At 32.5% G+C, this 22982-nt stretch carries 24 protein-coding genes and 1 pseudogene; 3 read left to right on the top strand and 22 right to left on the bottom strand.

Annotated elements, in window-relative coordinates; translation table 11 throughout:
• Window positions 1–59: 59 nt before the first annotated feature.
• Window positions 60–401 (bottom strand): plasmid mobilization protein, encoded by a 342-nt coding sequence (locus HLB29_RS00890; protein ID WP_185623274.1) that lies wholly within the window; start codon window positions 399–401, stop codon window positions 60–62.
• Window positions 402–705: 304 nt separating this feature from the next.
• The gene (locus HLB29_RS00885; protein WP_243155058.1) at window positions 706–1866 is read right to left on the bottom strand and encodes a virulence-associated E family protein; all 1161 of its coding nucleotides are present in this window, start codon (window positions 1864–1866) and stop codon (window positions 706–708) included.
• A 280-nt stretch (window positions 1867–2146) separates the two neighbouring features.
• Between HLB29_RS00885 and HLB29_RS00880 the strand changes: the two genes are divergently transcribed.
• Complete coding sequence (locus HLB29_RS00880) at window positions 2147–3316, top strand: IS110 family RNA-guided transposase (RefSeq protein ID WP_185623273.1); 1170 nt, start codon at window positions 2147–2149, stop codon at window positions 3314–3316.
• A gap of 177 nt (window positions 3317–3493) precedes the next feature.
• Here the strand turns inward: HLB29_RS00880 and HLB29_RS00875 are convergent, their stop codons facing one another.
• The 6 genes and pseudogenes from HLB29_RS00875 to HLB29_RS00855 all read right to left on the bottom strand — a co-directional run bounded on the left by HLB29_RS00875 (window position 3494) and on the right by HLB29_RS00855 (window position 6497).
• Entirely contained in the window at window positions 3494–3727 is a 234-nt protein-coding gene (locus tag HLB29_RS00875) for a hypothetical protein (protein WP_243155057.1), read from the bottom strand.
• Window positions 3720–4643, bottom strand: coding sequence for a DNA primase (locus HLB29_RS00870; protein WP_185623272.1), 924 nt, complete (start codon window positions 4641–4643; stop codon window positions 3720–3722). Before HLB29_RS00870 ends, HLB29_RS00875 begins: the two co-directional genes overlap by 8 nt.
• 105 nt (window positions 4644–4748) lie before the next feature.
• Window positions 4749–5111 carry a plasmid mobilization protein gene (locus HLB29_RS00865; RefSeq protein ID WP_086432730.1) on the bottom strand — a complete coding sequence of 121 codons (363 nt, stop codon included), beginning with the start codon at window positions 5109–5111 and terminating at the stop codon, window positions 4749–4751.
• A complete protein-coding gene (locus tag HLB29_RS09800; RefSeq protein WP_465231488.1) occupies window positions 5104–5886 on the bottom strand; it encodes a site-specific integrase in 783 nt (260 codons plus the stop codon). Before HLB29_RS09800 ends, HLB29_RS00865 begins: the two co-directional genes overlap by 8 nt.
• Before the next feature lie 9 nt (window positions 5887–5895).
• Window positions 5896–6174: pseudogene (locus HLB29_RS09860) on the bottom strand (tyrosine-type recombinase/integrase); the annotation flags it as partial.
• 107 nt (window positions 6175–6281) lie between these two features.
• Window positions 6282–6497 carry a helix-turn-helix domain-containing protein gene (locus HLB29_RS00855; protein ID WP_243155056.1) on the bottom strand — a complete coding sequence of 72 codons (216 nt, stop codon included), beginning with the start codon at window positions 6495–6497 and terminating at the stop codon, window positions 6282–6284.
• Window positions 6498–6710: 213 nt separating this feature from the next.
• Here HLB29_RS00855 and HLB29_RS00850 point away from each other — a divergent pair, with 213 nt between their 5' ends.
• Window positions 6711–7160 (top strand): helix-turn-helix domain-containing protein, encoded by a 450-nt coding sequence (locus HLB29_RS00850; RefSeq protein ID WP_185623271.1) that lies wholly within the window; start codon window positions 6711–6713, stop codon window positions 7158–7160.
• 331 nt (window positions 7161–7491) lie between these two features.
• On the opposite strand, the gene HLB29_RS00845 is transcribed toward HLB29_RS00850, so the two are convergent.
• A complete protein-coding gene (locus HLB29_RS00845) occupies window positions 7492–8661 on the bottom strand; it encodes an IS110 family RNA-guided transposase (protein ID WP_185623270.1) in 1170 nt (389 codons plus the stop codon).
• 289 nt (window positions 8662–8950) lie between these two features.
• On the opposite strand from HLB29_RS00845, the gene HLB29_RS00840 reads away from it, so the two are divergent.
• Window positions 8951–10639, top strand: a complete 1689-nt coding sequence (locus HLB29_RS00840) for an ATP-dependent nuclease (RefSeq protein ID WP_185623269.1) — start codon at window positions 8951–8953, stop codon at window positions 10637–10639.
• A 586-nt stretch (window positions 10640–11225) separates the two neighbouring features.
• Here the strand turns inward: HLB29_RS00840 and HLB29_RS00835 are convergent.
• The 13 genes from HLB29_RS00835 to HLB29_RS00775 all read right to left on the bottom strand — a co-directional run bounded on the left by HLB29_RS00835 (window position 11226) and on the right by HLB29_RS00775 (window position 22982).
• Window positions 11226–11735, bottom strand: coding sequence for a hypothetical protein (locus HLB29_RS00835; protein ID WP_185623268.1), 510 nt, complete (start codon window positions 11733–11735; stop codon window positions 11226–11228).
• Entirely contained in the window at window positions 11725–12294 is a 570-nt protein-coding gene (locus tag HLB29_RS00830; protein WP_185623267.1) for an ImmA/IrrE family metallo-endopeptidase, read from the bottom strand. The genes HLB29_RS00835 and HLB29_RS00830 overlap by 11 nt, the downstream gene beginning before the upstream one ends.
• 331 nt (window positions 12295–12625) lie before the next feature.
• Entirely contained in the window at window positions 12626–13354 is a 729-nt protein-coding gene (locus HLB29_RS00825; protein ID WP_185623266.1) for an N-acetylmuramoyl-L-alanine amidase, read from the bottom strand.
• Window positions 13354–13494 carry a hypothetical protein gene (locus tag HLB29_RS00820; RefSeq protein WP_185623265.1) on the bottom strand — a complete coding sequence of 47 codons (141 nt, stop codon included), beginning with the start codon at window positions 13492–13494 and terminating at the stop codon, window positions 13354–13356. Before HLB29_RS00820 ends, HLB29_RS00825 begins: the two co-directional genes overlap by 1 nt.
• 20 nt (window positions 13495–13514) lie before the next feature.
• Window positions 13515–13907 (bottom strand): phage holin family protein, encoded by a 393-nt coding sequence (locus HLB29_RS00815; RefSeq protein WP_185623264.1) that lies wholly within the window; start codon window positions 13905–13907, stop codon window positions 13515–13517.
• 11 nt (window positions 13908–13918) lie between these two features.
• The gene (locus HLB29_RS00810) at window positions 13919–14956 is read right to left on the bottom strand and encodes a hypothetical protein (RefSeq protein ID WP_185623263.1); all 1038 of its coding nucleotides are present in this window, start codon (window positions 14954–14956) and stop codon (window positions 13919–13921) included.
• Window positions 14957–14959: 3 nt separating this feature from the next.
• Window positions 14960–16066 (bottom strand): BppU family phage baseplate upper protein, encoded by a 1107-nt coding sequence (locus HLB29_RS00805; RefSeq protein WP_185623262.1) that lies wholly within the window; start codon window positions 16064–16066, stop codon window positions 14960–14962.
• Between the two features lie 123 nt (window positions 16067–16189).
• Window positions 16190–18823, bottom strand: a complete 2634-nt coding sequence (locus HLB29_RS00800) for a phage tail protein (protein WP_185623261.1) — start codon at window positions 18821–18823, stop codon at window positions 16190–16192.
• Window positions 18823–19467, bottom strand: a complete 645-nt coding sequence (locus HLB29_RS00795; protein ID WP_185623260.1) for a distal tail protein Dit — start codon at window positions 19465–19467, stop codon at window positions 18823–18825. Before HLB29_RS00795 ends, HLB29_RS00800 begins: the two co-directional genes overlap by 1 nt.
• Before the next feature lie 2 nt (window positions 19468–19469).
• Entirely contained in the window at window positions 19470–21749 is a 2280-nt protein-coding gene (locus tag HLB29_RS00790; RefSeq protein WP_185623259.1) for a phage tail protein, read from the bottom strand.
• Between the two features lies 1 nt (window position 21750).
• Complete coding sequence (locus HLB29_RS00785; protein WP_185623258.1) at window positions 21751–22128, bottom strand: DUF5361 domain-containing protein; 378 nt, start codon at window positions 22126–22128, stop codon at window positions 21751–21753.
• Between the two features lie 14 nt (window positions 22129–22142).
• The gene (locus HLB29_RS00780) at window positions 22143–22406 is read right to left on the bottom strand and encodes a hypothetical protein (RefSeq protein WP_185623257.1); all 264 of its coding nucleotides are present in this window, start codon (window positions 22404–22406) and stop codon (window positions 22143–22145) included.
• 12 nt (window positions 22407–22418) lie between these two features.
• Window positions 22419–22982 (bottom strand): phage tail tube protein, encoded by a 564-nt coding sequence (locus HLB29_RS00775; RefSeq protein WP_185623256.1) that lies wholly within the window; start codon window positions 22980–22982, stop codon window positions 22419–22421.

The raw sequence follows: 22982 nt of genomic DNA, 5'->3' as shown, positions 1-22982 counted from the left end.
TCTTACAACTGTTAAAATATACAGCTGCAAGAAGTTGTTAGCGCTTCATTCGTTGTAAATCATTTCGTCCTTTTCAGCAACAACGAATGTATAGTCCCTTGCTCTTTTGAGAACTTTTCGATAGATTTTTTCATATCATCAATATCGCTTTTATAAATTACTCCTGTTTGATTTACTCTCTTGGCAATCTGATTTAATTTATTTGTGGCAGCGAATAATGTTCCGTATAAATCTCTCAAAGGCTTCAAGTCAACTTCATAAATTTCCTTTTCTAAAACTGTTTTTCGTATAAAGCGGCTCATGCTTTTTGCTCTGCTTTCTTCTTTTTTCCTTTCAAACAATTCTTTTTCTTTATCTGTTAAATCAAATCTCAACCTTATATTTCTCTTTCTATTTTCCATCTTAAATATCCTCCTTCTGGGGTCTTAGGGTTCTCCCTAACAAGCTAAAAATGTTGCTCGAAATTAAATCTTCGATTTGATTTCTGAAGTCATTTTTCCGTAAGTGTACACACACTTACTGTGCTTGCTATTAAAGTTCATGCCATATTCCATTTATCAAGCTTCTTCATGCTCTTAACCATCACAGAAATATTCCCTGTTTCATTTCCGTAAATTCTATAAAAGTTAAAAATTGTCGCTACCACTACCTCACTACCTTCTCTTGCTGGTAGCGAAGTAGCGGTAGCGGACTTTTTTAAAACTCTTAGAATGGTATCTCCGAAGGATCAACCTCAATAAAATCAGTATTTTCATTTCTCCTATAAAACTTCTTGCTCACCCGAACCACTCCGTCAATTCTTACCTTCTTACTTTTTACAGATGGTTCAAGTTTCCATTCATCTGCCATTTCGTTTGCCATCAATTCGAAAAATACTTTTTCATTGGTTTCAGGGTATCTACTTGTAAATTCGGCAGAGCATAACAAATCTGGAGTGTCTGATTTTGTGGATTTCCATTCCATGAAGTCCAAGAAGTTTTGAACGTGTCTGTTCTCACTCTTATGGGTTTGGATAACATAATCCAGATCCGTTCTTAACTCTTTAGGTAAATAGAAATCGTGAAGTTTGTTTTCATAAAGATACACGGCTTCTGCAATAGCACCTTCAAAATCATGTTGAATAATATTACGATGTTCTTCTCTTGTGATAGTTTCCAGTACAGGAAATTTTTCTACATCATACATAACTGGTAATTCAATATTTTCGCTATTCACTTTTACAGGTAGATACCGTCTTTCTCCGGAAAAATCTCCTAAAAAAGTCGCATCATTGGTAGTAGCAATCAAGATACAAGTTCTCTTTACATCAGCAGAAAATCGTTCGTATGGAAGCCTTACCGTGCTTATTCTTGCAGATATAAACAGCTTCGCTTCATCAGCACTTTTCGCATTTCTAAGAGCTACAAATTCTTCAAGTTCTACCACAACTTTTCCAACAAGATTACTGACTGCATCTTTGCCTTTTATATTATTTAATGAGCAATACCATTCGGGAAATAATGCCAACTTCTCTATAAAACTGGTTTTGCCTACACCCTGAATTCCCGTAAGAACCATAAGCTCGTCAAATTTGCATCCGGGATCAAAAACTCTTTTTATCATGCCGACTAACATATGTTCCATAATCCAAGCATTTAATTTTGTATCTTCCGCTCCAAGATATTTTGGGAGCAATTTAGGAATATGTCTCTCACCATCATACGGAAGTGACTTCATGTACATAGCAGGAAGATTTACCGCCCTTTTATGAGTAATAAAAGTTATGGCATCGTCCATTCGGTTTTTAGAATACTTAATTCCAAATTCCCTTTCTATTTCCACCCCTAAAAAATTTGTTAAATGGTCATTCCATTTTTCTGATCTCATCTCCTTATATAATGTATTTAGGTTGTTAAAGGTAACCTATAATCCTTTTTCGACTGAATATTATTCAGTTTTACTGTATAATATTGTTATTAGATAGAATGTACTCGTTTTCTCCTTGAGATTTAATCTCGTACTTGAAAGAGTGAGTCCTCTAATCTTTTAACTGTTTACGAATAAGTTAGATGTTGACCCTTTCAGGGTACTTCGTATATACCATAAGGCAGTAACGTTATTGGATTTTGAGATGTCTATCTAAAATATATTTTTTATGAGGTATCAAATGTTTTATTTAGGTATTGATATTGGTAAAAATACTCATGTGGCTTCATTAATTGATGATAAGAAAAAAGTTATCTTCAAGGCTTTTTCTTTTTCTAACTCTATTGATGGAGCAGATAGTTTAGTTTCTAAACTAAATCCTTTCAAAAATGAACTTGAAATTGGTATGGAAGCTACAGGTCATTATTGGCTAAGTCTATACTCATATCTTGACCAAAAGAACTTTACTGTTCGTGTTATTAATCCAATCCAAACTGATGGTTGGAGACAAGATATTGAAATTAGAAAGAGAAAAACTGATATTATTGATTCTCTTTTAATAGCCGATCTTCTTCGTTATGGTGACTTTGTTGAAACATCACTTTCTAATGAAGATTATTTATCTTTAAGAAATCTTTCCAGATTTAGATCTTATCTAATTTCTTCAATTGGTGATCTTAAGAGAAAAACAATTGCTCTTTTAGATCAAGTTTTCCCTGAATATGCTTCTTCCTTCAGTAATATTTTTGGAAAGACTTCAAAACAAATTCTAGAGAATTTTTCATCTCCATCTGATTTTGAAGATATTAGTTCTGAAGATTTACAATCTTTTTTAGACAATGTTACTATGAAAAAATTTGCTACTAGAAAACTTGAAGAACTCTCTAAGAAAACTTCTACCTCTTTTGGTGTTAATTTCTGCATGGATTCATTTAGTTTTCAAATCAAAATGCTTATCGGGCAAATTTCTTTTATTCAAAACCAGGTTTCAGATGTCGAAAATGAAATTGAGATTTTGCTTGAAAAACTTAATTCTCCAATTACTACCATTCCCGGTATTGGTTCTGTTAATGCAGCTACAATATTAGGTGAGATTGGGGATATTAAAAGATTTTCCAATCCTTCAAAACTTGTTGCTTACGCGGGTCTTGATGCCGGTATTTCTCAGTCTGGAGAGTTTGAATCCACTTCTAATCATATGACTAAAAGAGGTTCTCCTTATTTAAGACGTGCTTTGTTTCAATCTGCTCTTAGGGCTGAATTTTGTGACCCTGTTTTTTCTAATTATTACCAAAAGAAAATTGCAGAAGGAAAACATCATTTAGTAGCTACTAATGCTGTTGCTAGAAAGCTTTGTCATACTATTTTTGCTGTTTTAACTAAAAACGAACCTTATCAAGAACAAAGTTAGTTTTTGCTTAATTGTAAATTAATTTTTGAAAAAAATTACAATCTAAAAAGCAAAAACTTTGCTAACCCTGTTTTTAAAATCTTAAACTCCAGGGTATTTTTTCATGCTTATTTTTATTCAGTTTTTATCAATATCAATCCTTATACTTTTTTCGTTTCACCTCTTGACTTTTAATAGTTAGTCTTTCTGTTTTTCTCCCTTAAGAGTTCCGAAAAACCTGACTGTCATGCTGCATGTATCAAAGAAAACTGTTCCGTCTATTATCTTCTCTTCTTTGCAAAATAACGGATTTACCAGCACAGTGATTAGATTAGTAGTATTACTTTTTAATTGTCCCTTATCGGTATATTCGAGTTCTCTGTTCAGATAATCCGACAATTCATCATCACTAAATTTTAGCCAGTCATTCACGGTTATCACCTACACTTTTTCTGTGATAGTTATAGTCCCAGTATTTTTGATTTTCATACCGAGTCGCTTTTTTTATACTATCTTCCAAATATTTGATATAGGCTGCTTCATTTTTTCTTTTGCTTCTGTCATCACTCCGATTTAATGCAGACATTAAAAATATCTCTTTCATCAAAGCTTCATCACCATGTGTATAGCTATTTAATAATAGCAACAGCAAAAAATCATCTTTGCTGGCATCTCCGCTTGCTATTGTTCCTTCAAATAAACCTTTAGCTTTTCTATTATGCTTACACATCGTTTCTATGATTTTAGGTATATCAGGCAGTATATCATTATCTGATTGATAAGCTCTTATTTGCTCTCTAACGCTCTTTTTAGGTGCAAAACACTCATAGTATCTATCAATCTCACTTTGCTTATCTATGATGTTATTTGAGGTTCCGGCAACACTATTCCCGGTCATAGCGATACATCTGTTATTTTGATACATTTCCACTTTCTCAATTTGGTTATTGAAATTATCAGCAATTTCCCCTTTTGCAAAAATGTGAAGTCCTTTACCGGATTGAGAAATTTCAATATAAGTGTCATGAAAATCTCTGAAAAACCTTTCTCTCATATCACGAGATACATTATCCAAGTCAATACAAATAAATGGATCATCTATGCTTAGTACAAAAGACAATCCATCTGAGCCACTACTCTCTATATTATTAACTGCTGTTTCAAAGTCTGCCCAGTTTTCCTTATTATTCCAATCACTTGACTTTAAAGTAATTGGACTCACAGGAAGCTTTAGTATTTTTTCCTTGCCTTTCAAATCTACTCTTCTGATTTTCTTAAACCATAACCACTGTTTATACTGTCTTAATTCCATCGGAATATTTTGTTTATACTGTTCCGTTTTTATCATGTTGTCCTCCAATCTATAGTTGATGACAAAAGTACAACCTGATAAAATAGTCTTCTCAGGGATGAAATACCAAGTTGTACTTTCATCTTGCCTTTGGTCTGTTGGCTAAAGGCTTTTTTCTTGTTTAATCTCTTCATAAATCTCTAAAACATAAAGCAAGATGTCCTGCTCTTCTTCATCTAATTTCCCGAACTTTTTAATTACTCTTGCCAACTGAAATATCTCTTTTGCTATGGCATCTAAAACTCTATAATCAGCTGTAATATTTATCTTGTGTTCACCAAGAAGTTGTATAAAGTAGTCCTGTTTTGACAGTCCGCTTATTTCGACTTGCTTATTTATCAAATCATATTCTTCCTGAGAAACTCTGAAATTCAAGATGCGATTACGCTTTCTGTTTTTCTCGTTCTTTATCTTCTTTTCTTTAATCTGCTTTGTCCTTTTTTGTAGAGATTCCGGTCTAAACATTTTCTTCATCCTCTTTCAATAAATCTTCCCAATCATTTTGTGTTTTTACTCTCACCTGTGTTAGCGAATCTGCCATTTCTTTCTGCTTACTAGGAAAAAGATGTGCATATCTGTAGGTAATATCAATTGACTCATGCCCGACTCTATCAGCGATAGCTGTTGCAGAAAAACCAAGTTCAATTAGAAGAGATACATGAGAATGTCTCAAATCATGCACCCTTATCCTTTTTACATTAGCTTTATTTGCTCCTCTATTCATTTCGTGATGAAGGAAGCTCTTTGAAAATGTAAATATCAAATCCTTTGACTTTAATTTATAAAATCCATTCAAGTATATTTTGATTTCTTCAGCCAAGAAATCCGGCATAGCTACTTTCCGAATGCTCTTCTTCGTTTTTGGTGGAGTGATAATATTCTTTCCATCAATCCTTTGCAAAGATTCATCAATTTTTATGGTTCCTGTCTTAAAATCAAATTTCTCTTTAGTCAAGGCAAGAAGCTCTCCCATCCGAAGCCCGCACCAATATAGAATTTCAAAGGCATAATATGAATGCGGTTTATCCTTAACTGCCTTGATAAAAGCTTCATACTCTTCCTGTGTCCAAAATAGCATTTCATCCGCTTCTTTTTCTCCCATAGTTCCAACATCTCTGGCAACATTAGTTTTCAAGTTGTAGTATCTGCAAGCATGATTCAAAATACTGCTAAGTTGAGCATGGATTGTGCGAAGGTATGTCGGCGAATAAGTTTGACCTCTATCATCTTTTATTTTCATCAATTCATTCTGCCACTGGATAATCGCTACATTGCTGATTTCATTCATAAGTAAATCACCCAAATATGGCATTATTTTTGTTGTAACAATAGCTTCTTTCGTACGCCAAGTATTTTCTCTGATACGAGGCTTTTTATCCCTTTTATAAAGTTCAAAGAACTCTCGAAAAGTCATTTCAACCGTTCCTGCTTGCTGTGATAGAAACTCTTTTTCCCAATTCAATGCTTCCTTCTTTGTTGAAAACCCTCTTTTTTTCTTGTTTAGCTTCTCACCTTTCCAATTCACATAGCTGAACTTGCAATATCAAGTGCCGTTTTTATTTTCATCTCTATATGCACCCACCTTTACACCTCTTTTCTAACTTCATTCCCATAGCAATACTTTTCCATGAAATACTATCGATTCACTTTGCCTCTTTGTACTCGATAGCCGAGCTTTGTAAGTTCCTGATTCATTTCGTTGATCAGCTGATATGCAGTCGTTCTGCTGACTTCCAAAAAATCTTGAACTTCTTTTGCTGTCATGAATATCTTTTGCATTTTTAACCCTCCTTTCAATTCATAGTTTTTGCAAGGTTCTGCATCCATGTTTTGAGATAGGACGAGCGTCAATCTAAATATCTTGCGTTTTAACAGTTCGTATTTGAACTGTATATTCGCATTACAGTAGTTCATTTTCGTTCTGTCAAGAGTTATTATAAAATATTTTCTTCTATTATCGCTGATATTAAAGCGTTATCCGAAAATATTAAACAGAACGCTTGTGTTGTGTTTTGTGATTATTTATGATAGAATATAAAAAAATTTTAAGAGAGGAGTCCTGAAATGATTTCCGGTAAGAAATTAAAACAAATTCGTTTGTTTAGGAAACTAACACAAAAAGAACTTGCCATCATGTCCGGATTAACTGATGCTGCAATTCGTAATTATGAATTGGGAAATAGATCTCCAAACAAGGAACAATTAAGAAAAATAGCAGATGCACTTAACTGTGATATTTCAGCTTTAATCGACCATGAGCCGAATTCTATTTTTGAAATCATGCATATCATCTTTGACTATGAAAAAGAAATGAAGTTCCGTCCCCTTGCAGGAAATGGTGAGCCTACTGCTCTTCTATCCCACAATCCTCATTTTGATGATTTTTTAATTGAATGGGACGAAATGAGAAAGAAACACTATAATGGTGAAATTACAGACGAGGAGTTTGAAGATTGGAAGTTGTCTTTTCCAAAGAAATCAAGATTCTTGAAAAGAAATAAAAAGGAAGAGTAATACACATAACACATAACCAGAAATGATTTTGGAGTTATGATTTGGAAAATTTCTATGTAATAAATGATAATAGTTAAATTTGAATTTAGGCAGTTACAAGTTTTAGCAACTATAGGAAACTGATAAGCCCTAATCATTTTACTGTTACAATAATCAATTTAAGAAAGACTAACTATTAAAAGTCAAGAGGTTAAACGAAAAAAAATATAAGGATTGATATTGATAAAAACTGAATAAAAATAAGCATGAACCCCCCCTAGAGTTTAAGACTAAAAAAAATAGGGTTAGCAAAGTTTTTGATTTTTAGATTGTAATTTACAATTAAACAAAACTAACTTTGTTCTTGATAAGGTTCATTTTTAGTTAAAACAGCAAAAATAGTGTGACAAAGCTTTCTATCAACAGCATTAGTAGCAACGAGATGGTGCTTTCCTTCTGTAATTTTCTTTTGATAATAATTAGAAAAAACAGGGTCACAAAATTCAGCTCTAAGAGCAGATTGAAACAAAGCACGTCTTAAATAAGGAGAACCTCTTTTAGTCATATGATTAAAAGTGGATTCAAACTCTCCAGATTGAGAAATACTTGCATCCAAACCGGCATAAGCGACAAGTTTAGAAGGATTAGAAAATCTTTTAATATCTCCTATCTCACCTAATATTGTAGCTGCATTAACAGAACCAATACCGGGAATGGTAGTAATTGGAGAATTAAGTTTTTCTAATATAGTAGCAAGTTCATTTTCGACATCCAACACTTGATTTTGAATGAAAGAAATTTGTTCGATAAGCATCTTGATTTGTAAACCAAATGAATCCAAGCAGAAATTTACACCAAAAGAGGTTGATGCTTTTTTTGAAAGCTCTTCAAGTTTTCTAGTAGCAAATTTTTTCATAGTAACATTCTCTAAAAAAGATGTTAACTTTTCAGAACTAATATCTTCAAAATCAGATGGAGATGAAAAATTCGCTAGAATTTCTTTTGAAGTTTTACCAAAAATATTACTAAAAGAAGAGGCATATTCAGGGAAAATTTGATCTAAAAGAGCAATTGTTTTTCTTTTAAGGTCACCAATTGAAGATACTAGATAAGACCTAAATCTAGAAAGATTTCTTAAAGATAAATAGTATTCATCGGAAAGTGATGTTTCAACGAAGTCTCCGTATCTAAGAAGATCAGCTATTAAAAGAGAATCGATAATATCAGTTTTTCTCTTTCTAATCTCAATACCTTGTCTCCAACCATCAGTTTGGATGGGGTTGATAACACGAACAGTAAAATTTTTTTCACTAAGGTATGAGTATAGACTTAACCAATAATGACCAGTGGCTTCCATACCAATTTCAAGTTCATTTTTGAAAGGTTCTAATTTGCAGATTAAACTTTCAGCACCATCAATAGAATTTGAAAAAGAAAAAGCCTTAAAAACAACTTTTTTCTTAGAATCAAGTAAATAAGCAACATGAGTATTTTTACCAATATCAATACCTAAATAAAACATTTGATACCTCACAAAAAATATATTTTAGATAGACACCTCAAAATCTAATAACGTTACTGCCTTATGGCAAATCCGAAGTACCCTGAAAGGGTCAACATCTAACTTATTCGTAAACAGTTAAAAGATTAGAGGTCTCACTCTTTCAAGTACGAGATTAAATCTCAAGGAGCGAACGAGTACACTCTATCTAATAACAATATTATACAGTAAAACTGAATAATATTTAGTCGATAAAGGGTTATAGGTTACCTTTAACAACCTAAATACATTATATAAGGAGATAATATAAATGGAAGCAGTAAAACCAGGAGGATATATTTCAAAAATTCATTTCAATGATGAAACTTATGTAGATATCCAACAAAATGACATTATTATTTTTGTAGGACCAAATAACGCTGGAAAAAGTCAATCCTTAAAAGATATTTATGCACTGTCTTCAAATAAATTCCCAACTACAGTTGTGTCAGATATTGCTATAACAAAATATCCTACTCAAATCAAAGATTTGCTTGATAGCATTTCTCCAAAACAACCTAAAGGTTCATATACTTCATATGAAGTTCTCGGGCAATATTTCACTTATGTTGAGCAAACAAATGAGCAGTTTCTAACAACCCCTTACTTTGACGATTTTCGAGATTTATTTGTGGCTAATTTGGATACAACTGCACGATTAACAATTTGTAATGCACCCAGCAGTATAACAAGAAATTCACCCAAGCAACACCCTATTCACTATGCTGCATTTGATAGGACGTATCGAAAGTGGATATCAGATAATTTTAAGAAAGCTTTTGGGATTGAGGTTACTCCAAATATCCTAAATGGATCTACAATTCCACTTTGTGTGGGCGAACCAGTAAAATTTGATAAAGAGTATGAAGATGAGCAAGCACGACAGGAAGCTTATGCGGATATACTCAAGAATTATAAACAGGTCCAAAATCAAGGAGACGGTATAAAAAGTTTTACTGGGATTTTGCTCTATTTGATGCTTGACTACTTTTGTACCTTTCTAATTGATGAACCTGAATCTTTTCTTCATCCGCCTCAGGCCCACATTATGGGGCAAATAATCGGTCAAACACTATCAGACAAACAGCAATGCTTCATTTCAACTCATAGTGAAGAAATCATTAAGGGTCTATTAGAGGTTTGTCCAAAACGAATCAAAATCATTAGAATTACTCGAAAAGATGACACAAATTACTTTTCGGTTCTTGATAATGATAGTTTCGAAGTTGTATGGAATGACCCTTTGCTAAAATATTCCAACATAATGTCTAGCTTATTTCATAACTCTGTTGTTTTGTGTGAGAGCGATTCTGACTGTAAAATATATTCAATTGTCGAAAGCTACCTTAAACAATTGTCTGGAAGGTATTCTGAGACTCTTTTTATCCATTGTGGCGGTAAGCAACGTATGTCAAAGATTGCTTTGGCACTCCGGGTATTGAAAATTGACGTAAAATTGATAGCAGACATAGATGTACTGAATGATGAAGTGGTATTTAAGGGGATTGTAGAAGCTTTTGGAATTGAATGGACAACCGTTCAAAGTGATTACAACACTATTGTAGGAAATTTGCACAGTCAAAAAGAAAAAGTCAATAGAAACGATGCCAAAACAAGTATTAACAGAATCATTGATGGCTCTCAAAATCAGTATTTATCAAATCGAGAAATAAAAGAAATACGCACAGTTATTAGTACTATTTCAAAATGGGAGACAATCAAATCGGCAGGGATAACTGCTATTCCATCTGGAGATGCAGCTCAGGCTTTTAGGCGATTGAACCAAACGTTACAGCTAAACGGCATTCATATTGTTCCAGTTGGGGAGTTGGAATGCTTCATTAAAGATATTGGAGGGCACGGACCAGAATGGACAAATAAAGTGCTTGAAGCATATCCCCACATTGATAACCCGGTATATGATCAAATTAGAGAATTTATTGGGAATCTGAATCTATAATGTTGTTATATATGGACTTCCCAATATGTTTGTTATATGGATTCAAACCATTTACAGCCTAACAAACCCCTGTTTATCGGGTAGCTAATGAATATGTCTCCTTTGCGATATCATATGCTTCACATACAAGCAGAAATAGCACTAGAGTCAAAAAGACCGTAACAACTAAGCTACGGTCTCATTTTTTTGTATTTTCTTGTAAAGCCACTTTGAACAATTATTAAGATTATTCTTTTTGCAATCTTTACCCAATTTTGTCCCAGTTGCTCGTTTTAACAGGCTCAAAAGCCTTATTTTAAGCCATTTCCTTGTTTTTTCGCTCTACTCCCACTCTACATATTTATTTTTTATATGATTTGAAATAGTTGAAATAACTTAATTTTATTTTTTATATTTTCTAATTTTGATTATATTTTACATAAAAATTGGAGTTTTTAACTCCTTTTTAACTCCTATATAGAGAAAATTAAGGGTGGAATTAAACCGCCCAAAAGTTTCTTATAAGCTTCTTTTACAGTCACCAGCCACTACAATAAAAAGCAGGCTTCATGCACAAGGCATAAGAATAAGGGGGAAATTATCCCCCTTATTCTTCATTTTTCAATGTTTCAGTTATTAAGTTTATCATATCTTTCATTAGCGAATTCTTGTCATCAAATAAGTATTTGAATATTATAACTACTAAACCTATTATATTTACAAAGAACCCTGTAACCAATGCCATTCCAACTTTTGTTTCTTCAGAAGTATATCCATCTTTTGCGAGGCAAAATAGTAATAAAAAAAACAAACCTGTTACAATAATAAAGTATATGGAAAAAGATATTAAAACTCTGCTCCTATATCTAAGTTTACTTTTTTGTTCATTTGTTAGAGGGGCTTTTAACTCTTTTAACAAATCATTAATAATTCTGTGCCTTACAGCTAACTCTTTTTTTATTATCTCACCATAAGATTCAGAATTTTCTGCGACTTTTAAAGCCTTCTCTGATATTTTATCAGTTATTGTAAATGTTTTATACTTATCCGTACATTCTTGCAATTCACTATTAATTTTCATTACGTATTCATGTTGTTTTTCTATATTACTTGACATAAATCTTCTCCAACATTATGAGTCTGTTTGTTGCCGCCTTATATGTAACACCAAAATGTTTTTTCACAGCCAGTATCATACACTCTGGATCTTCTTTGTTATCACAGTCTGCAATCACTTTTTCAACCTTATCTTTTGGCATTAAAAATGCGCCTGCAAATTGATTTACTATTCTCTCTTTAATCTCCGTAGTATCTGATGCTTTATCTTTATCTCTAAAGTTTATTGATAAAACACGCTTGTCTTGATCACTTTCTATTTTTTTGTTTGGACTCCACTCATAATCTATAAATAAATGCCCCAATTCATGAGCCAGAGTAAACAATCTTCTCTCCTCAGATTGCTCCATGTTTAGATATATCTGCGGTTTATTGGTCTCTGAATTCCAAATACAAATACCATCATATTTGGCATCCCATATGCCAAACAACTCTATTCCTTTTTCTTGCACCATATCAAATAGTACTTTATTATTATAATCACCTAGTATCATTTCTCTCGCAAATAGTGCATATTCATCAATCGCAGATATTAATTTAGGATTATCTAATTTCTTCATGTTGACCACTCCTTATCTCTGTAAGATAAGATTATCATAGTAGAATCATAAAATCAATAATTCAGTATGATTTTTAAAAATTTTTTACTTTTTATTATCTATTCTTCTGTATAAACATCTGAACTTTATCGATATCTGCAAATTTATTTCAACGCACTTTTATCTGAATTCAACTATGACACCTTGATATATCATCGTTTTAAGTAAATTTAAAACGCAATTAAACGCATTACATATTCATTGTAACATAATATGACTTACTCATGGTGGATAAATCGTGGACAATGATAAAAAAATAAGGAGTGGTTATTATGCCACTCCCTTAAATATACTATGCTACTTTTTCACAGTATCTCGCTGATACATATCCTACTCGTGGAATTTTATACCAAGCTCCCTCTATATTTTTAACCACTTCTTCAACATAAATTTTTGACCCATCTCTATAGGACGATACTTTTCTATATCCTACACCTGGACCCATACGAACGTTTAATACATCTCCTGGTGTTTTAGTCATAACCGAATATCCACCTCTTGACACACTAGCATTAACCTGCACTAGTGTTTGTACCATATACTTCTTAACCATATTTATGAACCTTTGCCAACCAAGATCTAAAGTTTTATGTGGGCAATATTTTCCACTACAATACTGATGAGTAACCACTCTATCAATTCCCCAGCCTTTAGCTTTTAAAATGGCCGCCACATATTTAGCGCAGTTCTCTTCTGCTTTTGCAAAATCATTAGCGTTACCAGTTGATCTTGCTATTTCAATTCCGATATAATGTCTATTACCATACGTTGCTCCGCAGTGCCAAGCATTGCGATTAAATGGTATACACTCATATATAGCCGATTCATCAATCACTGTATGGAAACTAGTCCAGTTGGAATTACCCACCATATATGATGCCTCAGCTTTTGCCTTGGCAGAGTTATAAGTATTATGAATTACAATTTTTTCGGCATTCATAGCATAGGTTTGTTTTTTACCTTTATTCCAATTTGGTACAGGAAAATCATAAATTGCCACTCCACATTTAATACCATTCATTATACTATCCCTTCTTTCTTTAACTGTTCTAAATCTTCATCAGATAAACCACCAAATTCATCAGTGTCATGGAAATGATTCTTTTCTAAATTTTCCTTATACAGTTCTTCATCAAATTCTATTACACAATTTACTTCCATTCTTTATTCCCTCCTTCATGTTACTTATTATCCAGCTTAGATAATTTACTAACTACATCACTGAATAAGCTTGTGTTAGTACCATTCTTTCCGACATTTTCAATTATTGACTTAACTTCCATTAACAAATATCCAAAATACAATGTATATGTCAAAGCAATTCCAGCATTACCTGGAATTAATACGCTCACAGGTAAAAATACGATAAGTAACAACATACTCGCTATCTTCCTTAAAATTCCGTTAATTCCTGCTTTTGATTGGAATTTAATTTTTGGATTCACATATGCTGCGATAGTTCCAGTTATAAAATCAACAATCATGGCAATTGCGATTATCATTAATATAAATAATATTTTGCTTTCCTGTGTTTGAACACAATCTCTAAAAAAATCAAATAAATTTAAACTCATGTTTTTTCTCCTTACTTAATAAAATAACCTTTAATTACTTCGCTATAGTCAAAGTCATATACTTTAACTCCACCTTCATCATGATAATGTGGACTTACAAAAAATTTATTTTTATGAAACGATATAACTCTTGCTGACAGAAAATCGCAGCTATGCTCGTATTTCAACTTAAAATCCAAATCATAAACTTTAAGTTTATTTTTTCTACTAATACATATGTAGTGATTTGATGAAAAAAATATTTCAGAAACATCTACTACTCCTGTTTCTATAACTTCCGCATCTTTTAATTCTAGCAATTTTTCGTTATCTATAATAAAGACTTTATTATTAGCTTTATAAACATTAACATATCTACTGCTTAGATTTCTGAATAAAACACGTTCTTGTTCACTTTCAATTGAAAACACACGTACGCTCAAATCACTGTATGTGTAATAAATTTTATTATTTTTTGCTAAAATAATATTTGCATCATCTCCCATAAAAGGATAATCATCAGCTGAAAATTTAATATTTTTAGATTTATCATTCAAGTCTTTTACCAATACAACATTAACATTACTATTCCAATCGTTGCAAAAAGAATCTAGATGTGATCCAATTACATAGAATGAATTATCATCATTTTTTAATGCAATTTTAATATGTGCATCATAGCGTTCCTGTTTTTGTGTATCTAAATTAAAACAATCAAATGAATAACTCTGTGCTGATATCAATTTGTTATCAAATAGAAAAGCTCTCCATGGTGACGTATATATATTAAATTTATGTGACATGGTTAAAGTTTCTTTATCAATTATATTAATAGAAGATGAGTCAATAAATACATAGCTATTATTGTACTCCCCGACTAATGTATTACCTCCATTATCGGTTTTAGCAAAATCAATTTCACTCTTTTTCTCTAAGACTATCTTTTGTTCCAACTTTTCTTCCAATTTATCAATATCTAAAAAGTCTCCACTACTATATCCATCAATGATCAGGTTTTTGCCACAATATAATTTAACAAATGTATCGCTATTTAAGTCTATTGTTGACATTTTTTACACCTCCTTTTTAATAATGTAAAGTGTTTTGTCATCTTCAGATATTTGTAATTGATTGTATTGTGCTTGAGTTACTACTCTTATTTCTCCAGGCTCGCCCTGTACGCCTTTTTCCCCTTGTGCTTTTTGATTTGTATTAGCCCCATCAACAAACCAGTATCCATCCTGTATAGAGATTATCGGCTTATCTCCCCTCTCTCCTTTCAGCATACTTATTTGATCTTGGGTTAAACTTTCAAATGCGACAGTTCCGTCTTCACCCTTTGCTTTTTGGTTTGTACTAACTCCATCAATATACCAGTAGCCATTTTCAATGGTAATGGCTGGCTTATCGCCTTTTTCTCCTTGTGCTTTTTGATTTGTACTAACTCCATCAATATGCCAATATCCATTTTTGATGTCCACAGTTGTTTTATCGCCTTTTTCTCCTTGTGCTTTTATATTGGTATTTTTATTACCAACATACCAGTATCCATCTTTAATATATGGACTATCACCTTTTTCTCCCTTAAGACTCTTCTTTTGTTCTTCAGTCAGCTCTTCAAATGACATTTTGCCATCTTCGCCTTTTGCTTTATGTCCACTGTCTTTTCCATCTATAACCCAATTTCCCAATGAGTTTATTTCTAACTTCGGAGTATCTCCCTTCAATTCTTCAGTATGGTCCCTTAAATACTTTATTTCATCAATATATTTTTTCACAGTTTCATAATCGATAACAATATTAACGCCTGCTACAGCTCCAGATTTTATTGATTTTCCTATTTTAATTTTAAAAAGCGGAGATTGTAATATTCCTTGACTATTTGACATTTCTATTTGTGCATAATGTATTGAATCATCTTCAAGCATTTCAGAGTTTAGTGTAACTGAAAAGACACCTTCGCTAGCATTAATTATCTCAGCATTGGCAAACACTACCTTATTTTTTTGTTCAACTATTAATTTAATATCTATGTCTTCTATACTCTGTATTTGATTTTCATTAAATACTTGAAACTCAAATACTCTAGCTGTATCATATTGCGTTGCATAGCAATCTTCAATATATCCATCTTTCATTGTGATTTTATATCTGGCTTTTCCAATATCTTTTATTCCCACGGTTATCCCCTTTCTTTTAAACGACCCTCTAAAAACGATTTTAAGAAAATAGAGGTATCTTACTACCTTTAATCCTCTAAAATTGAAAATAGAGAGTCTTTAAATTTCAGCAATGTTGATATTTTAGGAGTTTAATAACTCTTTAATTTTTGAAATTTCCTGAGTCAAATTTTCAACTTCTTTTTTTAATTCTTCAGTTTTCTTCAGCTCTTCCTGGAGTGTAACATGTAGCATTGATGAATAGTTGTACAAATCAATTCCAAAAAATCCGGTTTTTTTGTCCTTGTTCACTAACACATCTCTCACGTTACCCATTACATCTTGAGTCATTATTGATAAGTTCGTTTTATCATTATGCTTAAAATTATATAAATAAAATTTTGCATCCTCAATAAACTTAATTACTTCTTCCTTTGTAATATCAGTAATTTTTTTATTTTTATTAACTCTCAAAAATTCTGTTCCACTTTCGAATCTCTTGATATTTTCTTTTGTTTTTGCATCAGATGTATTATGATATCCAAATCCGTAAGTCCCATTTGTATCAGCTCTTATTACTTGAGTCCCGTTTTGAGATGCCCAGAACCCATATTCTCCTCTGATATTCATGTTAGATTCGCTATTTCCCATTTCCATGACAGTCCCATAAGCGACTTGCAATCCTGCATATCCAGAGCCGCCTTTCAACACTCTTGATCCCTGTGCTATCTCTATTCCATCAGAATTAAATCTTATTGTTGCGCTATTATTTCTGATTTCTAAATCATTTCCAGACATACTAATACTAGCGTATCCATTCGCATCTAAATTTAATCTACCGTCGCCTTTTATTTCGCTTGTGCGCACCTTTGGTATTGTAACATTCCCTGACGTATCTATGATAATCTGCCTATCAATCTTATTTCCAAAAACTACAGAGCCATCTGATTTTATTTGAACAGTAGTGTCGCTCCCATTTTTAGCCATAATGCCATTCTCATTAATATACACTCCACTATATGATGATCCCGCATATATGCGAGGTGAAACTACTCTCTTACCATCAATCATAGTTAGCGTTCCATTCCAATCTTTTATCCAGTCATAAATTGTTGCGTCAGTTCCATCTTCACCCTTTACTTTCACCCAACGATATTGTCTATAGTCAGTACTTTGCAATTCATCAAATGATGTATACATGCCCATATAAGACCTATTATCTGAATTTTGAATTGAGAAATCTCCACCATTAACATCATTTGCATATGCAAAAAATATTTTAGGCGCCTTACCATCAGAGCCTTTTAATTCTCTCTTTAATTCACTGCTTAAAGCATCAGAATCTATTGCGCCAGAGCCAAACTTCATCACTCCTTTATTTAAATCAAGATTGAAGTTCTCACCACGTATTTCACCTACTGTCAGAAAATCAGCTACTATTGCACCATCCATAGTAATTGCAGTTTCAAAAGGTCCTTCATATCCATTCTTAGAATAACCTAATCCATTAATATTCCATCTCCACACATTTTTTGCAGTATCAATAGAGTTGGTATCCATAATTAATAGCTCGTTTTCTGTTTTAAGAATAAATCCACCTAAAGCTTTTGTTAATAATGCAGTAGCATTATCTTGTGCTATTTTCATAACTTCATATTTTTTAGGCAACATATCCAATTCTTTTTTTATTTCAGAACTCGCTTCAATACTTGATGAACTTAATGATACGCTCTTTGAATTTCCTAATGTTACAGTATTATCTGATATCTTATCAAGTTTAATACTCATTTTTCTAAGAGGAAAATTTGCATCCATTCCGTGTGGTTTCGATACAACTCTCACATATTCGCCAATTTTAAATTGCTCAAAAGATCCATCAATAAAACTTAAATCAATAGCTTTGACTTGCAGCGTTAATTTTTCCCACTGTACAAATTTTAAATACTCTTCTCCCTTTCTTTTTAGATTAGATGGAAGAGTTACATTATCATATGTTATTGTTTTTGTTATTTTTCCATATATATTGACTGCCTCCGGGCTTATTATTGAATCAACACCGTTATTTACGCTTTCAATAGTTACTCTCTCCCCCAATGCTTCTATCTTTGGATTTTCTAATCTAGCACCAAGTGGAATTACACATGTAGCAATATCTGTTGTATCAAAATTCTTACTAAAATCTAGCATATTTTCGCCAAACTCTATTTTTTGAGTATTTGTATGATTGTAGTCCTCCAGATAATCTAAATATCTTGTACCATCAACTTTTCTAATAAAAAAATATCCACCGAGATTTTTTATTAGATCATCATATAGTACACTTAATGTTGATTCCCAATTCGTATATCTCAACAGATAATCATTGCTATCCTTTACGCTGACAGCACCAACTTCGAATTTCTTCTTAGAATCGACTTGTGCATTATGACTATCAATTATAAACTTTAAATACTCCCTTACATTCACACCCTTATACTCATGAGGTCTTTGTACAGAATCATTCAAATATGCTAATTCGCCTTCACAATGTATTTTTTTTCTATTCATAAAATCAATATCAATATCTGTAGGCCTTCCTGCAAATATTTCAATATCATTCTGTAATACACATATTTCAGATTTAAGTTTATATATTTTGTCGTAACAAAAATGATTTTGTAAGATTGTAAAATCAAATGACCCTGCCTTATTTACCTCCAACTCTACCTTGGGATTTATTAAATTTAAATCTTCAGATGGTGAATATATTAATTCATTGTCACAGTATACTTTATACATTAAAAATCACCAGCCCTATATGATATTTCAACTTTTCCAGTACCATTTATACTTATTAGGTTGTTTCCACTATCAAGCCTCAAATCATGAAATATATTCTCTCCAGGTTGCAAATGGTATGTTTTAGATTTATATTCTAAATCCATTGTTGATGATGAATAAATTTTAGGTATAGTTCTCATTTTTAAATTATATAGACTAATTGTTTCATTTCCTGATATTTGTGCAGTTACCATCATATCTCTGAGTTTGTACGGAAACGCATTACAATGTATAGTTATTTGCAAATTTTCAAACTCTGTGTCGATTGTATTTACTTCACACATACCTTCATAATAATAGTCCTTATCTGAATCAAATATAATTCTAGTTTTTCTGCCATGAACATGATTCGATATCTCAGATATTTTTCTAAACCAAGACTTTTCATCTTTATCAGGAAATATGAATGAAATTGATATCTCTCTATTTTTATATGTCATTTCTCCTGTCAATACTGTTGACAGATCAAGTTCTCCATCACGCCCAGGAATTGATATTTTTTCAATATTCGGCTTAGGAAATCCAATTGACACCGACTGCATAATCAATCCAAAATCATAATATGAATGTTTATTATCGATAAATACACCATGATGATTCATCGTTATTCACCTCTTTCTTTCCTTTTCTTCAATAATCCCAAACCATTGTCAATCCCATCAATTATCTCTCCAACAAGCGTACCAGAATCAAGAATTAACTGAAGATTGTCTCTTGTTGATAAAAGATTAATTAACTCATCTAATTTGTCAATAAGAGTTTTATCCTCTTTGCTGTCAATATCAAGCCCGCTTACTTTTGATAAATCAAAATTCAATACATTGCTTAGATTTGAATATTTATCTGCATCAAGTACTAATTCTGAATTAAAACTCAATCCTTCATTTACATCATCAGCCAATGAGGAAATAGCCTTATTTACAATTTTCTTTCCACCATATATTGAATCGGCAATAGTTCCACCAAAATTCAATCTATTCAAATCACGAAGTGGACCTTCTTTTGCTGGTGAAAATGGAAGAAAATCTCTTATAGATTGTGCAATATTTCCAATTGCGTCCGTTACATATCCTACTGCATCCCAAATTCCATCAGCTATTGACTTTACAATATTACCACCTGCATTCCCAAATGCTCTAAACCAACTGGAAATAATTTCCATCCCACTTCTCAGTGCATTACCAATCGCATTACCAACATTCCCTGCTGAGTTTATTATTCCCTGTGCAAAATTTCTTATCAATTCTGCACCTTTTGATAATATTGATCCCATTATCTTCGCAATTGCCATTATTATTCCTTGAAGAATTTTACCTATTGCACTTAGTGCCAACCCAAGCATTTGAAGTATTCCAGAAGCTAAAGTTTTAATAATTCCCATCCCAGCAGACAATATTTTGGGTAGTACTTTTACTAACGCATCCAGAATATACAATAATATCTTTCCAATTGCCATCATAATATCAGGTAATCTTTCAACAATACCTTTTGCTAGATTAATAATGATTTCTGTCCCCTGCTTCAAGAACTTTGGTAGATTTTCAGTAATTGTAAGTATCAACTTTACCAAGGTGTCCAATATACTTTTTACGATATTTGGACCCTCCGATACTATTCCATCAATTAGATTTAATACCAGTTCTGCACCTTTTTTCAAAAATTCAGGCATTATACTGAAAATAGCTTTTATCAATGTTGTTGCAATTTCACCAGCTGTCGCAAATATTTGTGGAATAGCACCTAATATGCCACTCAATATGCTTGTTATTAATTCCACACCAGTTGATAATAATTGAGGTATATAAAGCTTTGCTCCTTCGACTATTTTGCTTACCATATCAGAGCCAACTTGCAACCATTTTGGCAATATTGAGCTTAAAAAAATATTAATGCCTTCCTGAAAATTAGCCGAAAAACCATCCATACCAAAATCAAAAGTTGATTTCATGCTATCAATCATTGAATTGATTAATTTTGGAACTTCAGTCACAACGATTGGAATTGATGCCTGAATAAATGTTGCGATAGCTCCAGGCAAAGCTTTTAAGACATTTCCAACCATCGGAATAAAATTTTGAAATAAAAATGTTGATACGGTCTGAGCTAAGGCATTAAGTGACGGAGTCATATCAGCACCTATCGCCATATTCCCTAATACATCTTGCCACGATGCTTTCATTGAATTAAATGAGCCTTCCAAAGTAGAAGACGCCTCTTTTGCTGTTGTTCCAGTTATTTCTAATTTACCTTGAATTGCGTGAATTGCCTGATACACGTCAGATAAATTACTAATATCGTATTTAACTCCAGTAATTTTTTCAGCATCTGCTAACAAGCGCTCCATTTCCTGCTTGGTACCACCGTAGCCCAACTTTAAGTTATCAAGCATAGTATAATTTTGTTTCGCAAACCCCTGATAGGCATTTTGTATCAAATCCATAGATGTTCCCATCTTATTTGAATTATCAGCCATATCGGTCATTGCCATATTTGAGATATCAGCAGCTTTTTTAGTATCTCCACCAAGAGATTGCAATAAACTAGCACTAAACCCAGTCACATTTTTCATATACTCATTTGCTGATAATCCCGTTGTTTTGTAAGACTCTGCTGCATATTTTTTAACTCTATCAGCACTATCTTTAAATAATGTTTCTATACCACCAAGAGATTGTTGAAGTTCTCCACCTTGCTTCAGAGATGCTCCTATCAGTTTTCCAATCCCAGCTGCAACGATTACACCTTTGATTGCACCCACCAACATGTCTCCAGCAGAACGACCAGCACCACCCATTTCACCATTTAACTCTTTTGATATTGAACTTCCAATACCTCTTGCGGAAGGCATTATTTGAATATACGCTTTGCCAAGTTCAGTTGCCATATTATTCGCCCTCCTTAATACCTTGTAATAATCTTTTTCTTTCTTTTTCAAAATCCTCGCAAGAAGCAAAAGTTGCATAATCATGCACAGCTTTTTCTTTTTGTTCTAGTATTTCAACTATTGATTTTGGTCTATTTCTATTTTTTGTGCCATCTTTTGTTTTGCTCCAGAATAGCAATCTCAACATATCAAGTGCACCAGCCAAAAGCATTGTGTTAAGCTCAATTTTTTGATTCGCAATTTTCATTTTTATTCTTGAATTATCCCTTAACCCAGCTGCCAACGTTGAAATAAAAATTAAACTAAACGAGCGATAATCAATTATGCGATAAGTTTCAGCGAGGTCGCAAATCAGTGCGTCCTCGTCTACGCTTATCATTCTTGCGAGGATAATTAGTTTTTTATCTTTGCTTGAGATTTTATTATGTCCGCCATTTCTTGTTCGATTTTTTTAATCGAAACTCTTCCATTTTCTTCAGATACATGTTCGTATAACTTTTTCTTTCCATCCTTACCTAGCATAAATTCGATTATCTTTGGAAGTAATATTGGATTTGAATCAACCTCGGACAACAGCTCTATGAAATTCATATCATCAAGCTTATCAACATCTATCTCATATTCAAAACCTGTACTTGTTTTACCATTTAACTTCATCTACTATTCCTCCTATAAACTATTCTTCTTTTGTAAATATTCATAATGAGTATTACCTTTATCATCAGGCACACATGTTATTGTTGTTTCATATCCAACTGGATCTTCATCATTATATTGAATTTCTCCTATTTCTGATACAGTTCCGTTTGGAATTACTATTCTCTTTAATATGTCTCCTTTAAGAATCATCTCTATAACGATGCAATGTGCCTCTAATGGCTTGGAGTTTGCAGTTATTGTAATTCCAGTACTTATATCCCCTCTTACATTTTCGCTTCCATATACTTCTTTTAATACATTAATATTGGTGCTCTCGATTAGTGTATACGTAAATGTATCTTCTTTTTCGGTTTGAGTAACTAACACAACATCTCCACCCCAAGCTTTTATCTTTTCGCTTTCTGGAGAATTCTCGTTTACAAGTCCATCCTCTGACACATAGCCCAATGGCAAAAATGCCTCATTTAATTCCGATATTGCATTTACTGGCAATTCTGTTCCAAGCGGTGCAGTAAATATTGCTCCACCAATTTTAGGTTTTCCAAAACTAACATTATTTGCGTTATTGCTCAT

The sequence above is a fragment of the Peptostreptococcus canis genome (assembly GCF_014229965.1).
In the GTDB taxonomy this organism is placed as follows: domain Bacteria; phylum Bacillota; class Clostridia; order Peptostreptococcales; family Peptostreptococcaceae; genus Peptostreptococcus; species Peptostreptococcus canis.
Note: the sequence above shows the minus strand (reverse complement) of the source record. Positions and strands in the feature narration are given on the sequence as shown.